This window comes from Enterobacter sp. 198, from assembly GCF_009025585.1.
Taxonomy (GTDB): domain Bacteria; phylum Pseudomonadota; class Gammaproteobacteria; order Enterobacterales; family Enterobacteriaceae; genus Enterobacter; species Enterobacter ludwigii.
The window spans coordinates 60,539-75,406 of the sequence record NZ_WCIM01000034.1 but is presented as its reverse complement, the minus strand read 5'-3'; the positions used below and the strand labels follow the sequence as shown (position 1 = coordinate 75,406).

Below are 14,868 nucleotides of genomic sequence, written 5' to 3'. Positions count from 1 at the left end.
GTCAGGATGCGACCCCCTTCAAAAAAACGATTTTCTAAACCAAATCCTAACAACAGCACACTTTCGTGACACTAAAATTGCAGCTACACGACAACGCAATTACATTGTATAACCCAAAAAATAATCAGTTAGCCAGCTAAGCGCCTGGCGTCATGAGGATAGACTGTTGTCAGAGTTAATGTCCCTTGTCCTTTTTCTGGCCTCTGTCGGCGTTTACGCCTGCAAAGCGGGCCGTAACACCTGGTGGTTTATCGCCACGCTGGTGGTGCTCGGCATTTTTATTATTTTAAACATTACCTTATACGCCAGCGATTACTTTACCGGTGACGGCATTAACGATGCGGTGCTCTACACGCTGACGAATAGCCTGACGGGCGCGGGCGTGGGTAAATACATCCTTCCCGGGCTTGGGCTGATTGCGGCGCTGGTGATTATTTTTGGTGCCCTGGCCTGGGTGCTGCGCCGCCGTCGACATCTTCCGCATCATGGCGGCTACAGCCTGCTGGCACTCTGTCTGGCGCTGGCGTCCGTGGATGCCAGCCCGGCATTTCATCAGATAACCGAGCTGGTAAAGTCACAGTCGCGCGACGGCGACCCGGATTTCATGGCCTGGTATAAAGAGCCGTCCAAAAAAATAGCCAACCCGAAGCTTAACCTGGTATATATCTACGGCGAGAGTCTGGAACGCACCTGGTTTGATAACAATGCTTTCCCGAACCTGACGCCGGAGCTGGGCGCGGTGAAAAACGAAAGCCTTGATTTCAGCCATACCGCGCAGCTGCCCGGTACGGATTACACCATCGCCGGAATGGTTGCCTCGCAGTGCGGTATCCCGCTCTTCGCCCCCTTTGAGGGTAATGCCTCGGCCTCAATGTCGAGCTTCTTCCCGCAGAACGTTTGCCTCGGCGATATCCTGAAAAACTCCGGCTACGAAAACTACTTCGTGCAGGGGGCCAACCTGCGCTTTGCCGGAAAAGATGTGTTCCTGAAATCCCACGGTTTTGACCATCTGTATGGCTCAGAAGAGTTAAAAACGACCGTTGCCGACCCGCATTACCGCAACGACTGGGGCTTTTACGATGACACGGTACTGGACGAAACCTGGAAAAAGTTCGAGGAACTGTCCCGCGCCGGCAAGCGTTTCTCCCTCTTTGCCCTGACGGTAGATACCCACCATCCGGACGGGTTTGTCTCGCGCACCTGTAAGCGCAAACGCTATGAGATTGACGGCAAAAACAACACGTCGTTCAGCGCGGTAACCTGCAGCCAGGAGCATATCGCCGCTCTGGTCGAGAAAATCAAAGCCTCGCCGTATTTTAAAAACACGGTCATCGTCGTCTCATCTGACCATCTGGCGATGAAAAACAGCGCCTGGGATCAGCTCAGCAAACAGGATCGCAGCAATCTGTTCTTCATTCTGCGCGGCGACCAGCCGCAACAGGACGTGATCGCCACCAAACGCAACTCCATGGATAACGGCGCAACCGTGCTGGACATTCTGGGCGGGGATAACTTTATTGGCCTTGGCCGCAGTACGCTCTCGGGGCAGTCACTGTCGGAAGTGTTCCTCAACATGAAGGAGAAAATCCTTGCGTGGAAGCCGGACATCATCCGCCTGTGGAACTTCCCGAAAGAGATGAAAGACTTCACCATCGATCAGGATAAAAACACTATCGCCTTCTCCGGCAGTCATTTCCGTCTGCCGCTGCTGCTGCGCGTGTCGGATACGCGCGTCGAACCGCTGCCGGAAAGCGAATACTCTGCGCCGCTGCGTTTCCAGCTGGCCGACTTCGCCCCTCGCGATAATTTTGTCTGGGTCGACAGGTGCTACAAAATGGGCCAGCTCTGGTCCCAGCCACTGGCGCTCTCCACCGACTGGTGCGTTTCTCAGGGACAGCTTGGCGGGGAGCAAACCGTGCAGCATGTCGATAAAGCGCAATGGAAAGGCAAAACCGCATTCAACGATACGGTCATCGATACCGCGCGCTATCAGCGAAATGTCGACATGCTGAAGATCGTGGATAACGATATTCGCTATAAAGCAGACAGCTTTATCTTCAACGTGGCCGGGGCACCGGAAGAGGTCAAACAGTTCAGCGGCATCTCGCGTCCGGAATCCTGGGGGCGCTGGTCTAATGCGCAGCTGGGCAGTGAAGTGAAGATTGAGTACGCGCATCCTCTGCCGGAAAAATTCGACCTGGTGATCACCGCCCGGGCCTATGGTCCAAACGCGAACCGTCCCATCCCGGTGCGTGTGGGCGATAAAGAGCAAACGCTGACGCTGGGAAATGACGTCACCACCACCACGCTGCATTTTGATAATCCTTCCCGCAGCAATACGCTGGTGATTGTTCCGCCGGACCCGCAGCCGACGAATGAGGGAAATATTCTTGGCCATTCACCGCGCGAGCTCGGCATCGGGATGGTAGAGATTAAAATTGTCAGTAAAGAGAGCTGATCCCTTCTGCGCCCGGCGTTCTGTCGGGCGCTTTATGTAAATATATAATCCTATAAAACCATTAAAAATAAGACAGAGACACCATATATCTCTCATTTCTATTTATAAATTCACCAGAAAGAAATCATATCTCAGAATGTGTAACTCCTTACACCCTGAGAGAGTTACCCACTTTTTATCATGCTAACCGGCAATACGTTCGAATCCACCCTGGCACAGCGCAGCGGAGTACGACCAGCGCTATCAGGGGAAAAAACCCTGATGCCGCAGACACTGAATGCCGACTATAAGGTCATCGTTTTAAGCGGCAATGCCTTCTTGTGGCTGGGCCTGAAGACGTTCATCTCGCAGAGTGTGGACCCCTGCCCTGAAATTTTCTGGATTAACGACGTGAGCCCTGAGGGGATCCTGCCCCTGCGGCAACTGATGTTGAATATCCGCGTCAAAAAAGGGTGGCTGGTATTCACCGATGCGTCCCGCGTCAATGATATTAAAATCATTCTGGGGGGTGAGCGTGTCCACGTGGTGGCGGGAAACCTGTCACTCGCGCAGCTCAGCCGCTGTTTTCAGAACACGCCGTTCGCAAGCGTAAAAAACGCCACGCTCACCTGCCAGGAGCTTCGGGTTTGCATGCTGTTCCGCAACGGGTTCAGCCCGGTTCGCATCGCGCAGATCCTGAATAAATCCCCGAAAACGATCTACACCCACAAGCGTAACGCGATGAACAAATTTCACTGCCAGAACCTGGCGGAATTCCATCGCAAACTCTTCCTGCTCGACTACCCGGCATCGTGTTTGTCACTGCACGGCTAATCACGTCGGGAAATAAGATCATGCGGCGTCATCTTCCCTGTCTCATTCTCTGGCTGTTGATGCTGGCGCTGCTGTCTCGCTATGCCCTTCCCGCCACGTTGGGATGACGTGGTAATCCGACTGCACGAGTAAATTGCCTTAAATCTTGTCTGGATCAATGTTATCGGTAACAATGGCGCTAAAATAGCCAGCGTGTTATGTCCGACAAGGCACAGCCTTATCTTCTTTTTTGTTATTTTTTCTGTATTACAATAACTTATGAAATACCTGCTTGCTGACGCCATCGTCTATAACGACGAAGACGGTTCTGTTTCTCTTATCAATGCACCCGATCTGGACAGACAAATCCTCACCTGTACCGCCAACGCCATCCTGAAGCTTCTGGTTCAGCATCACGGCAACGTCGTCGAACGTGACACCTTTCTGAGTGATGTCTGGGATCAACGTGGGCTCCAGGGGTCCAACAATTCGTTAAATCAATACATCAGTATTGTGCGCAAAATGCTGTCGAGCCTGCTGCCCGACACCCTGTTTATCGTCACCGTGCCGAAAACGGGCTTTATGCTCAGTGCTGATATCGCGGTAACGCCCCTGGAGGACGATTTTCCCGTCGAGGAGACGGTCCCGGCCTCACGACGCATTCAGCCAGAATGGCTATTCTGCGGTGTACTTACGCTGATGGTCGTGGCGCTGTGCATCGGCGCCTGTTTGACGAAACAGGCGCACCAGTACAGTGACACTCATCTGCTCACCCACATTGGCACCTGTCCGGTCTACACCTTCGCCCCGCTGGCAGATGTGTTTCACTCTAAGGCCATGGCGCTGGCGCAGACGCTTCAGCGCGAAGGTAATCTGCCCTGCCTGAAAAACTCTATTTTCTATATGCACATCCAGAGAACACTTTTCTATGGCCACGAAGGGCGGCTGGTCCTTTCCCAGTGTTCTCTCACGGACGGTAAAGCCAGCGCCTGCCGAACGCTTTACTTTTACGAGTGGTGATATGAAACAAAAAAAAGTGTGGCTTATTCTGGCGCTCAATCTGTTGCTGATTGGCGTGACGCTGGCGTGGTACGTCTACACGCCTCCGCTGTCCGGAACCTGTGCAGGAAACCTGACATTTTCAGCCCGACATGACGATCATGATTTCTCCTTTGAAGGGGAGGTTACGCTGCGCTTTCAGCCCGACAACACAGGGTACCTTACGCTTAACGGCGACGTGGTTAACGAGCCACATCACTGGGATGTTTCCCGCCAGGAGATGTTTACGTGGCGGCACGTTGAGGGCTCACTCTATGAAATATTCATACAAACCGTGGCGCGCTTTAGCCATGACACCCTGCCACCGGGGGTCTTTGAAAAGTACGTCGCCGGCCTGACGCCGGGGAACAAAAGACTCCTGAAGATTGAACGCACGCCGGAAGACGCGCTGGTGATCAGCAATTTCTATGCGCCGGTCCTGATTTGTTCAGAATAGGCACGGCTGGTCGGGGTATACTTTCCGCCATGAACATTCTCTTTCGATCGACGACGCCCAAAGATGTTGCTGCCCTGCCCGCCATCGAGCGCGCGGCTGGCGAGCGTTTTCGGGACGTCCCCGAACTGGCCTGGCTTGCAGACGGCGACGTCATTTGCGCGGAACATCATCTTGATTACGCGAAACGCGGGTTTAGCTGGCTGGCGCTGGCAAATGACCTGCCCGTCGGGTTTATTCTTGCAGAAGCCCATCCGTCATCGCTGTTTATTGTCGAACTCTCGGTTCATCGGGAGTGGCAGGGAAGAGGAATAGGTCGGCGACTTATCGCCTGCGTCGCAGACCATGCCCGCACGCTGGGGCTGACATCGCTGACGCTGACCACCTTTTGCGAGGTGCCGTGGAATGCGCCGTTTTATGCGCGACTCGGGTTTGAAACGGTGACGATGCTAACGCCTGAACTGCGTCAGAAAAGAGAGGAAGAAGCGGCGCACGGTTTCGCGTATGACTCCCGCTGTGCCATGCGCCTGCCTCTTTGATATCGGCCTGCAAAACGCCCCATTACAGGCCGGGTCAGGCGTAGCCGCCCCCCGGCACTGTGGCAGGATTAAAACGTTTCCCAGTTTTCGCCCGCATCGGTGGTCGCGGCTTTACGCGCCATCATAGGGGCTGCAGCGGTTTTCGCTGAGGCCTGCTCGCGGGCTTTCATCTGCTCCTGCTGAATGCGGAACACGGCCACGGCCTGAGTCAGACGGCTCGCCTGCTCTTCCAGTGCCGCTGCCGCCGCGGCAGACTCTTCCACCAGCGAGGCGTTCTGCTGGGTCACGCGATCCATCTCAGCCACCGCCAGACCCACCTGATCGATACCGCGGCTCTGCTCATCAGACGCAGAGGCGATTTCGCCCATGATATCCGTCACGCGGGTTACCGCATTAACGATTTCGCCCATGGTTTCGCCGGCGCTTTCTACCAGGGTAGACCCGACTTCCACGCGGCCAACAGAGTCTTCAATCAGGCTCTTGATCTCACGTGCTGCCTGGGCGCTGCGCTGTGCCAGGTTACGGACTTCACCCGCAACAACGGCAAATCCGCGGCCCTGCTCGCCCGCACGTGCCGCTTCTACCGCGGCGTTCAGTGCCAGGATGTTGGTCTGGAACGCGATGCCGTCGATCACGCTGATAATGTCGGCAATTTTCTGCGAACTGCCCGCGATGTCACGCATGGTTTGCACCACGTTATCCACCACTTTACCGCCCTTCTGCGCGGTTTCAGATGCGCTCAGCGCCAGGTTGCTCGCCTGACGGGCGTTCTCGGCGTTCTGCTTAACGGTCGCCGTCAGCTGCTCCATGCTGGCAGCGGTCTCTTCCAGGGATGCGGCCTGCTGTTCCGTACGGGAAGAGAGATCGTTGTTACCCATCGCGATTTCGCTCGCGCCGCTGTAGATGGCATTAGCACCGTTACGCACATCACCAACGGTACGGACCAGCTCGCCCTGCATATGACGCAGCGAGTCGGCCAGTTCACCCATCTCGTTAGCGCCCTGCACCTCGATGCGCTTCACCAGATCGCCGCTGGCGATATGACGAATGTTGTCGATAAGACGGGTAAGTGGCGAAATCAGCGCCTGCTTGATACCCAGCCACACGGCCACGATCACCACCAGCACCGCAATCAGTACGCTAATCAGCACCCAGATTGCCTGGCTGTAGGAGCTATTGCTGTTTTCCACCGCCATCTGATACAGCTTGTCGTTCTGCTGCAGATAGTTCACGTACTGCTTCTCAAAACCATCCTGATAGCTCTGGGTAGGTTGATCGAAGAAGGCGTTGATTTTGCCCGCGCCCAGCAGCTGGATCAGCTCCGCCAGTGCACCGTGGTAGATATCGTAGTTACGTTTGATCTCCGTCGCGTCGGCGTCGTTTTGACGCGGATCGCGTGGCAGGGCTTCGTATTCAGCCCAGTTTTTTTCTGCCTGTTTCAGAGAAGCCGCCGCAATTTGCATCAGATCGTTCACGGTCGCGCCGCTGCCGATATTGCTCTGATCCATCATGTAGCGGATACCCGCACGGTTCAGGGTATTACGGGTTTGCAGCAGGGCAACCCAGCTGGCGTTCAGCGTGGACTGTTGCTGGCGAATGGTTTGCAGGACGGTAAAATTCTCTTTGTCATGCTTGAGGGCATTGAAGAAAAGACCACCGGATGTGAGTTGTAAAAGGCCAAATATCGCTAATACCAGCATTAAGCTGGTGACAATCTTGATACGGTTTAACATGTTTTCGCTTTCCATCAGACAGATAACAGGATTTTCGGCCTGGAAAGGGAAAACTTTACGAAAATCATCCTTAAATTTGTGGTTTTTACTCTTCTTCGCGCGCTGTGATATGCCGGTTCCCCAGATCAATAAACTCTTCCAGCAGCGCTGTCAGCTGTTGCATCTTCGCTGGCGTATATTCGGCCTCGATTTGCTGATACGCCTCTTCCACCTGCGCCTGGGCACGCTCGTATAGCCTGTTCCCCTCTTTGGTCAGCGACACATACAACTTTCGCTGATCGTTTACGGGCTTAAGGCGCAGCACCAGACCGTCACGCTCCATGCGCGTCAGAATGCCCGTCAGGCTGGGACGCAAGATACAGGTGCGAAACGCCAGATCGTGAAAATCCATCGACGGATGTTCGGCCAGTACGCGCACGATGCGCCACTGCTGCTCGGTCAGGTTATGCCGTTTCACAATCGGGCGGAAGTAAGACATCGCCGCTTCCCGCGCCTGTAACAGGGCGATAGTTAATGAATCATGCATAGCCTCTCCCGGTAATCATTAACACATGAACAATTCAGTTCTGCTGGTTTTACAAACAACGCGTTTTACGACAAAAAGTCTAACAGAAACAAGCCTGATTTATTAACGCAATGATAAATATAGCCTTTAATCTCTTTATGTAAATTTATTGTTATTCATATCACAAATTATTCACTTCTGGTTGCGAAATAAACAGCAAAGGCATACAACCAGATCATTAACATATTAATGAAATCACAGGCCGGACGTCCGGCCTGAGGAGTAAGTGAATGAAAGGTACTGTTTTTGCCGTAGCGCTGAACCACCAGAGCCAGCGCGATGCCTGGCGCGACGCGTTTGAAAAAGCCCCCTACAACACGCCGCCAAAAACCACCGTGTGGTTCATCAAACCGCATAACACCGTGATCCGCACGGGCGACCCCATTCCCTTCCCGCAGGGTGAAACCGTGTTAAGCGGTGCCACGGTAGCGCTGGTTGTGGGTAAAACGGCGCGTAACGTTCCCGTGGACGAGGCGGCGGAGTACATCGCCGGTTACGCGCTTGCCAACGAAGTGAGCCTGCCGGAAGAGAGTTTTTATCGCCCTGCCATCAAGGCCAAATGCCGCGACGGCTTTTGTCCGCTGGGAGAGCTGGCCGCCGTCGACCACGTTGATAACCTGACCATCGTCACCGAAATTAACGGCCGGGAAGCGGACCACTGGAACACCGCTGACCTGCAGCGCAATGCCGCCGAACTGCTGAGCGCCCTGAGCGAATTCGCCACCCTCAGTCCGGGCGATGCCATTCTGCTCGGCACCCCACACTCGCGCGTCCCGCTGCAGCCGGGCGATCGCGTACGCATTCTGGCGAAAGGCTTCCCGTCCCTGGAAAACCCGGTGGTTGATGAACGCGAGGTCGCCCATGCGCAAGGCCCACATCCGCACGCCACGCTGTTCGCGCTTGGTCTGAACTACGCCGATCACGCCAGTGAGCTGGCGTTTACGCCGCCAACGGAACCGCTGGTGTTTATCAAAGCCCCCAACACCGTGACCGGCGATAACCAGACCTCGGTCCGCCCGAACAACATTGAGTACATGCACTACGAGGCGGAGCTGGTGGTGGTCATCGGCAAAACGGCGCACAAGGTCAGTGAGCGCGAGGCGATGGACTATGTCGCGGGCTATACCGTCTGTAACGATTACGCCATCCGTGACTACCTGGAAAACTACTACCGCCCGAACCTGCGGGTGAAAAGCCGCGACGGGTTGACCCCCCTCAGCCCGCATATCGTGCCGAAAGAGGCCATTCCCGACCCGCATAACTTAACCCTGCGTACCTTCGTGAACGGTGAATTGCGCCAGCAAGGCACCACTGCCGATCTGATCTTCAGCATCCCGTTCCTGATTGCCTATCTCAGCGAATTTATGACCCTGCAGCCCGGCGACATGATTGCCACCGGCACGCCAAAGGGTCTGTCTGACGTACAGCCTGGCGACGAAGTGGTCGTGGAAGTGGAGGGCGTGGGCCGCCTGGTGAACCGCATTGTCAGTGAGGAGACTGAAAAATGAAAAAAATGAACCATTGGATTAACGGTAAAAACGTCGCAGGAAGTGATTACTTCCACACCACTAACCCGGCCACCGGAGAGGTGCTGGCGGAGGTCGCGTCCGGCGGTGAAGCTGAAATTCATCAGGCCGTGGCGGCGGCCAAAGAGGCATTCCCGACGTGGGCTAACCTGCCGATGAAAGAGCGCGCACGCCTGATGCGTCGCCTCGGAGATCTTATCGATCAACACGTTCCGGAGATTGCGGCCCTCGAGACCGCCGACACCGGCCTGCCGATCCACCAGACCAAAAACGTGCTTATTCCACGCGCGTCGCACAACTTCGAATTCTTCGCCGAAGTGTGCCAGCAGATGAACGGTAAAACCTACCCGGTCGACGACAAGATGCTCAACTACACCCTGGTGCAGCCGGTGGGGGTCTGCGCGCTGGTGTCGCCGTGGAACGTGCCGTTTATGACCGCCACCTGGAAGGTTGCGCCGTGCCTGGCGCTGGGCAACACCGTGGTGCTGAAGATGTCTGAACTCTCCCCGCTGACCGCCGACCGTCTGGGCGAGCTGGCGCTGGAGGCCGGTATTCCGGCGGGTGTGCTGAACGTGGTGCAGGGCTATGGCGCAACGGCGGGCGATGCGCTGGTACGTCACCACGACGTGCGCGCCGTCTCCTTTACCGGCGGCACCGCCACCGGGCGCAACATCATGAAAAACGCCGGACTGAAGAAATACTCCATGGAGCTGGGAGGGAAATCTCCGGTGCTGATTTTTGAAGATGCGGATATCGAACGTGCGCTGGACGCAGCCCTGTTCACCATCTTCTCCATCAACGGCGAGCGTTGCACCGCTGGCTCACGCATTTTCATTCAGCAGAGCATCTACCCGGAATTCGTCAGGCGCTTTGCCGAGCGCGCGAACCGTCTGCGCGTGGGTGACCCGACCGATCCGAACACTCAGGTTGGCGCGCTGATCAGCCAGCAGCACTGGGAAAAAGTCTCCGGCTATATCCGTCTTGGCATTGAAGAGGGTGCGACCCTGCTGGCGGGCGGCCCTGACAAACCCACCGATCTCCCTGCTCACCTGAAAAACGGCAACTTCCTGCGCCCGACCGTGCTGGCAGACGTCGACAACCGGATGCGCGTGGCCCAGGAAGAGATTTTCGGTCCGGTTGCCTGCCTGCTGCCGTTTAAGGACGAAGCCGAAGGGCTGCGTCTGGCTAACGACGTGGAGTACGGCCTGGCGTCATACATCTGGACCCAGGACGTCAGCAAAGTGCTGCGCCTGGCGCGCAATATCGAAGCCGGAATGGTGTTTGTAAACACCCAGAACGTGCGCGATCTGCGTCAGCCGTTTGGCGGCGTGAAGGCTTCCGGTACCGGGCGCGAAGGGGGCGAATACAGCTTCGAAGTGTTCGCTGAAATGAAAAACGTCTGCATCTCCATGGGCGACCATCCGATTCCAAAATGGGGGATCTGAGTATGGGCAAGTTAGCGTTAGCGGCAAAAATTACCCACGTTCCGTCAATGTACCTCTCTGAACTGCCGGGAAAAAACCACGGCTGCCGCCAGTCCGCCATCGACGGACATAAAGAAATCAGCAAGCGCTGTCGGGAGCTGGGCGTCGACACCATTATTGTGTTCGATACCCACTGGCTGGTGAACAGCGCCTACCACATCAACTGCGCGGATCATTTCTCCGGCATCTACACCAGCAACGAGCTGCCGCATTTTATCCGCGACATGACCTACGACTACGACGGTAACCCGGCGCTCGGCCAGCTTATCGCCGACGAAGCGGTGAAACTCGGCGTACGTGCCAAAGCGCACAACATCCCGAGCCTCAAGCTGGAGTACGGCACGCTGGTACCGATGCGCTACATGAACAGCGATAAGCACTTCAAAGTGATCTCTATCGCCGCGTTCTGCACCGTCCATGACTTCGCCGACAGCCGCAGGCTGGGCGAGGCCATCGTCAGCGCGATTCAGAAATACGACGGCACCGTGGCGGTGCTCGCCAGCGGTTCGCTGTCGCACCGTTTTATCGACGACCAGCGCGCCGAAGAGGGAATGAACAGCTACACCCGCGAGTTCGACCGTCAGATGGACGAACGCGTGGTGAAGCTGTGGCGTGAAGGCAAGTTCAGGGAGTTCTGCAGCATGCTGCCGGAGTATGCCCACTACTGCTACGGCGAGGGCAATATGCACGACACGGTGATGCTGCTGGGGATGCTCGGCTGGGACACATACGACGGCAAGGTGGAGTTCCTCACCGAGCTGTTCCCCAGCTCCGGCACCGGCCAGGTTAACGCCGTTTTCCCCCTGCCCGCGTCCGCGTAAGGAGCCACCATGCCGCACTTTATTGCTGAATGCACTGACAACATCCGCGAGCAGGCTGACCTGCCTGGACTGTTCGCCAAAGTGAACGACGCGCTTGCCGCCACGGGAATCTTCCCACTCGGCGGTATCCGTAGCCGCGCGCACTGGCTGGACACCTGGCAGATGGCCGACGGTAAGCACGATTACGCCTTTGTGCATATGACGCTGAAGATTGGCGCCGGGCGCAGTCTGGAGAGCCAGGAGGCGGTGGGCAAGGCACTGTTTGAGCTGATTAAAACCCACTTCGCCGACCTGATGGCATCGCGCTATCTGGCGCTCTCTTTTGAAATAGACGAGCTGCACCCGACGCTCAATTACAAACAAAACAACGTGCACGCTTTGTTTAAGTAGCGCCCTTACCGGGCCGACAACGGCTTTGAACGCAAGCCGGGTGAGCAGCACGCCACCCGGCAACAACAGGAAATCGCCATGCTCGATAAACACACCCATACCCTGATCGCCCATCGTCTGCATCAGGCGGAGCAGTCCCGGGAGCAGATCCGCCAGATCTCGCTCGACTACCCGACGATCACCCTTGATGACGCCTACGCCGTACAGCGCGAATGGGTGAGCCTGAAAATCGCCGAAGGTCGCGTGCTGAAAGGCCACAAGATTGGCCTCACCTCCAAAGCGATGCAGGCCAGCTCGCAGATTAGCGAGCCGGACTACGGTGCTCTGCTCGACGACATGTTCTTCCACGACGGCAGTGATATCCCTGCCGACCGCTTTATCGTCCCGCGCATCGAAGTGGAGCTGGCCTTCGTGCTGGCAAAACCCCTGCGCGGCCCAAACTGCACCCTGTTCGACGTCTACAACGCCACGGATTACGTCATCCCCGCGCTGGAGCTGATCGACGCCCGCTGCCACAACATCGATCCCGAGACCCAGCGTCCGCGCAAGGTGTTCGACACCATCTCCGATAACGCCGCCAACGCAGGTGTGATCCTTGGCGGTCGCCCGATTAAGCCCGACGAGCTGGATCTACGCTGGATCTCCGCCCTGCTCTACCGCAATGGCGTCATTGAAGAGACCGGGGTCGCCGCGGGCGTGCTCAACCACCCGGCCAACGGTGTGGCATGGCTTGCCAATAAACTCGCGCCGTACGACGTTCAGCTGGAGCCTGGCCAAATCATCCTCGGCGGTTCGTTTACCCGCCCGGTGCCGGCCAGCAAGGGCGATACCTTCCACGTGGACTACGGCAAGATGGGCTCCATCAGCTGCCGTTTTGTTTAGGAGACCACCATGGAAAACAGATTCAAAGCGGCGCTGAGCGCCGGAAAACCGCAAATCGGCCTCTGGCTGGGGCTGACCAGCAGTTACAGCGCCGAGCTGCTGGCCGGTGCGGGTTTCGACTGGCTGCTGATCGACGCAGAGCACGCGCCCAATAACGTGCAAACCGTCCTGACCCAGCTGCAGGCGATCGCGCCTTACGCCAGCCAGCCGGTGGTACGCCCGTCGTGGAACGATCCGGTCCAGATCAAACAGCTGCTGGACGTCGGGGCGCAAACCCTGCTGGTGCCGATGGTACAAAACGCCGATGAAGCCCGGCTGGCGGTGCGCGCCACGCGTTATCCACCGGCGGGGATCCGCGGCGTGGGCAGCGCGCTGGCTCGCGCCTCGCGCTGGAACCGCACGCCTGATTACCTGCAGCGCGCTAACGATGCCATGTGCGTGCTGGTGCAGATTGAAACGCGCGAGGCGCTGAAAAATCTGCCGCACATCCTCGACGTGGAAGGCGTGGACGGAGTGTTTATTGGCCCGGCGGATCTGAGCGCCGACATGGGCTTTGCCGGAAATCCGCAGCACCCGGAAGTCCAGGCCGCCATCGAGAAGGCCATTTCGCAGATCCGTGCGGCAGGCAAAGCGCCCGGCATCCTGATGGCTAACGAGCCGCTGGCAAAACGCTACCTCGAGCTTGGCGCGCTGTTTGTCGCCGTCGGGGTCGACACCACCCTGCTTGCACGCAGCGCCGAGGCGCTGGCGGCACGTTTTATCGATATCCCGGTTACGTCAGTAAATAACAATAAATCCGTCTACTAAACGTACGATGTGGAGCGCAACATGACGACCTCTACCCTGCAAACCCATGATAATAAAGCTGTAGAACACCGCGTTATTCAGAAGCTGTTTCGTCGTTTGATCGTGTTTCTCTTTATCCTGTTTGTCTTCTCGTTTCTTGACCGCATTAACATCGGCTTTGCCGGGCTGACGATGGGCAAAGATCTGGGCCTCACCTCGACCATGTTTGGCCTGGCCGCCACCCTGTTTTACGTCACCTACGTGATATGTGGGATCCCCAGCAACATCATGCTGGCGAAGGTCGGTGCCCGGCGCTGGATCGCCGGGATCATGGTGGTGTGGGGCATCGCTTCCACCTGCACCATGTTCGCCACCAGCCCGCACACGCTCTATGTGCTGCGCATGCTGGTGGGCATTGCCGAGGCCGGATTCCTGCCGGGGATCCTCGTCTATCTCACCTGGTGGTTCCCTGCCTACCACCGCGCCCGCGCCAATGCGTTGTTTATGATCGCCATGCCGGTGACCATGATGCTCGGCTCGATCCTCTCCGGTTATATTCTGGCCATGGACGGGCTGTGGAACCTGAAAGGCTGGCAATGGCTGTTCCTGCTGGAGGGGCTACCGTCCGTAGTGCTCGGCGTAGTGACGTGGTTCTACCTGAACGACACGCCGGATCAGGCCAGCTGGCTGGATGACGACGAAAAGCAGGCGCTTAAAACAATGATCGCCCGCGAGCAGGAGTCGGCCATCGCCCGCCCCGTCACGCCGCGTTCGACGCTGCGCGAAGTGTTTACCCCGGCCGTGCTGCTCTATACCCTGGCCTATTTCTGCCTCACGAACACCCTGAGCGCGATTAATATCTGGACGCCGCAGATCCTGCAAAGCTTCAACACCGGCAGCAGCAACATTGTGATTGGCCTGCTGGCGGCGATCCCGCAGTTTTGCACCATCCTCGGGATGATCTGGTGGAGCCGCCGCTCCGACAGGCTGAAAGAGCGAAAAAAGCACACCATTCTGCCGTACCTCTTTGCGGCGGCAGGATGGTTACTGGCCTCGGCGACCCACCACAGCCTGATCCAGCTGCTTGGCATCATCATGGCCTCAACCGGATCGTTTACCGCCATGGCGATCTTCTGGACCACGCCGGATCGGGTTATTAGCCTGCAGTCGCGGGCGGTCGCACTGGCGGTGATCAATGCCATCGGTAACGTCGGATCCGCCGTCAGCCCGCTGTTGATCGGCATTCTGCGTGACAGCACCGGCAGCTTCAGCTCCGGGTTGTGGTTTGTTGCCGGCTTGCTGGTGGTCGGCGCGCTGGTGCTGACACGTATCCCGATGACGCAGCGGGAGAGCCTTGAGCACGAGCCAGGTATGGCGGCGCAGAAAATCCCGTAAGGAGC

Annotated in this window: 14 protein-coding genes; 12 read left to right on the top strand and 2 right to left on the bottom strand. The window is 57.1% G+C overall.

From position 1 onward, the window contains the following. The first annotated feature begins 166 nt into the window (after positions 1-166). The 5 genes from opgB (at position 167) to F8561_RS22885 (ending at position 5,281) form a co-directional block, all read left to right on the top strand. Complete coding sequence (gene opgB / locus F8561_RS22910) at positions 167-2,458, top strand: phosphatidylglycerol--membrane-oligosaccharide glycerophosphotransferase (RefSeq protein ID WP_032679575.1); 2,292 nt, start codon at positions 167-169, stop codon at positions 2,456-2,458. Between the two features lie 261 nt (positions 2,459-2,719). Beyond that, positions 2,720-3,271, top strand: a complete 552-nt coding sequence (locus F8561_RS22905; RefSeq protein ID WP_025205614.1) for a helix-turn-helix transcriptional regulator — start codon at positions 2,720-2,722, stop codon at positions 3,269-3,271. Positions 3,272-3,529: 258 nt separating this feature from the next. Continuing rightward, positions 3,530-4,270 carry a winged helix-turn-helix domain-containing protein gene (locus F8561_RS22895; RefSeq protein ID WP_151888007.1) on the top strand — a complete coding sequence of 247 codons (741 nt, stop codon included), beginning with the start codon at positions 3,530-3,532 and terminating at the stop codon, positions 4,268-4,270. Between the two features lies 1 nt (position 4,271). After that, positions 4,272-4,745 carry a hypothetical protein gene (locus F8561_RS22890; protein WP_151888006.1) on the top strand — a complete coding sequence of 158 codons (474 nt, stop codon included), beginning with the start codon at positions 4,272-4,274 and terminating at the stop codon, positions 4,743-4,745. A gap of 29 nt (positions 4,746-4,774) precedes the next feature. Further along, positions 4,775-5,281 carry a GNAT family N-acetyltransferase gene (locus tag F8561_RS22885; protein WP_041162417.1) on the top strand — a complete coding sequence of 169 codons (507 nt, stop codon included), beginning with the start codon at positions 4,775-4,777 and terminating at the stop codon, positions 5,279-5,281. A 68-nt stretch (positions 5,282-5,349) separates the two neighbouring features. On the opposite strand, the gene tsr is transcribed toward F8561_RS22885, so the two are convergent. Together tsr and hpaR are read right to left on the bottom strand one after the other, a co-directional pair. Further along, complete coding sequence (gene tsr, locus F8561_RS22880) at positions 5,350-7,014, bottom strand: methyl-accepting chemotaxis protein (protein WP_032682055.1); 1,665 nt, start codon at positions 7,012-7,014, stop codon at positions 5,350-5,352. A gap of 85 nt (positions 7,015-7,099) precedes the next feature. Beyond that, entirely contained in the window at positions 7,100-7,540 is a 441-nt protein-coding gene (gene hpaR, locus F8561_RS22875; RefSeq protein WP_151888005.1) for a homoprotocatechuate degradation operon regulator HpaR, read from the bottom strand. A 269-nt stretch (positions 7,541-7,809) separates the two neighbouring features. Between hpaR and hpaG the strand changes: the two genes are divergently transcribed. The 7 genes from hpaG (at position 7,810) to hpaX (ending at position 14,863) form a co-directional block, all read left to right on the top strand. Next, positions 7,810-9,087: a 4-hydroxyphenylacetate degradation bifunctional isomerase/decarboxylase gene (gene hpaG / locus F8561_RS22870; protein WP_151888004.1), complete on the top strand. Its 1,278-nt coding sequence runs from the start codon at positions 7,810-7,812 to the stop codon at positions 9,085-9,087. Further along, complete coding sequence (gene hpaE, locus F8561_RS22865) at positions 9,084-10,550, top strand: 5-carboxymethyl-2-hydroxymuconate semialdehyde dehydrogenase (RefSeq protein ID WP_151888003.1); 1,467 nt, start codon at positions 9,084-9,086, stop codon at positions 10,548-10,550. The genes hpaG and hpaE overlap by 4 nt, the downstream gene beginning before the upstream one ends. 2 nt (positions 10,551-10,552) lie before the next feature. Continuing rightward, positions 10,553-11,410 carry a 3,4-dihydroxyphenylacetate 2,3-dioxygenase gene (hpaD, locus tag F8561_RS22860; protein WP_020885307.1) on the top strand — a complete coding sequence of 286 codons (858 nt, stop codon included), beginning with the start codon at positions 10,553-10,555 and terminating at the stop codon, positions 11,408-11,410. A gap of 9 nt (positions 11,411-11,419) precedes the next feature. Then, complete coding sequence (locus F8561_RS22855) at positions 11,420-11,800, top strand: 5-carboxymethyl-2-hydroxymuconate Delta-isomerase (protein WP_151888002.1); 381 nt, start codon at positions 11,420-11,422, stop codon at positions 11,798-11,800. 78 nt (positions 11,801-11,878) lie between these two features. Further along, complete coding sequence (hpaH, locus tag F8561_RS22850; RefSeq protein ID WP_014168488.1) at positions 11,879-12,682, top strand: 2-oxo-hept-4-ene-1,7-dioate hydratase; 804 nt, start codon at positions 11,879-11,881, stop codon at positions 12,680-12,682. A gap of 9 nt (positions 12,683-12,691) precedes the next feature. Further along, complete coding sequence (gene hpaI, locus F8561_RS22845; RefSeq protein WP_047356939.1) at positions 12,692-13,489, top strand: 4-hydroxy-2-oxoheptanedioate aldolase; 798 nt, start codon at positions 12,692-12,694, stop codon at positions 13,487-13,489. A gap of 21 nt (positions 13,490-13,510) precedes the next feature. After that, positions 13,511-14,863 (top strand): 4-hydroxyphenylacetate permease, encoded by a 1,353-nt coding sequence (gene hpaX / locus F8561_RS22840; RefSeq protein WP_020885310.1) that lies wholly within the window; start codon positions 13,511-13,513, stop codon positions 14,861-14,863. Positions 14,864-14,868: the final 5 nt, after the last annotated feature.

What these genes read in the sequence shown, in the direction of transcription:
- F8561_RS22905 (WP_025205614.1), top strand. Translation starts at nt 2,720, where the DNA reads ATGCCGCAGACACTGAATGCCGACTATAAGGTCATCGTTTTAAGCGGC.
- F8561_RS22895 (WP_151888007.1), top strand. Translation starts at nt 3,530, where the DNA reads ATGAAATACCTGCTTGCTGACGCCATCGTCTATAACGACGAAGACGGT.
- F8561_RS22890 (WP_151888006.1), top strand. Translation starts at nt 4,272, where the DNA reads ATGAAACAAAAAAAAGTGTGGCTTATTCTGGCGCTCAATCTGTTGCTG.
- F8561_RS22885 (WP_041162417.1), top strand. Translation starts at nt 4,775, where the DNA reads ATGAACATTCTCTTTCGATCGACGACGCCCAAAGATGTTGCTGCCCTG.
- tsr (WP_032682055.1), bottom strand. Translation starts at nt 7,014, where the DNA reads ATGTTAAACCGTATCAAGATTGTCACCAGCTTAATGCTGGTATTAGCG.
- hpaR (WP_151888005.1), bottom strand. Translation starts at nt 7,540, where the DNA reads ATGCATGATTCATTAACTATCGCCCTGTTACAGGCGCGGGAAGCGGCG.
- hpaG (WP_151888004.1), top strand. Translation starts at nt 7,810, where the DNA reads ATGAAAGGTACTGTTTTTGCCGTAGCGCTGAACCACCAGAGCCAGCGC.
- hpaE (WP_151888003.1), top strand. Translation starts at nt 9,084, where the DNA reads ATGAAAAAAATGAACCATTGGATTAACGGTAAAAACGTCGCAGGAAGT.
- hpaD (WP_020885307.1), top strand. Translation starts at nt 10,553, where the DNA reads ATGGGCAAGTTAGCGTTAGCGGCAAAAATTACCCACGTTCCGTCAATG.
- F8561_RS22855 (WP_151888002.1), top strand. Translation starts at nt 11,420, where the DNA reads ATGCCGCACTTTATTGCTGAATGCACTGACAACATCCGCGAGCAGGCT.
- hpaH (WP_014168488.1), top strand. Translation starts at nt 11,879, where the DNA reads ATGCTCGATAAACACACCCATACCCTGATCGCCCATCGTCTGCATCAG.
- hpaI (WP_047356939.1), top strand. Translation starts at nt 12,692, where the DNA reads ATGGAAAACAGATTCAAAGCGGCGCTGAGCGCCGGAAAACCGCAAATC.
- hpaX (WP_020885310.1), top strand. Translation starts at nt 13,511, where the DNA reads ATGACGACCTCTACCCTGCAAACCCATGATAATAAAGCTGTAGAACAC.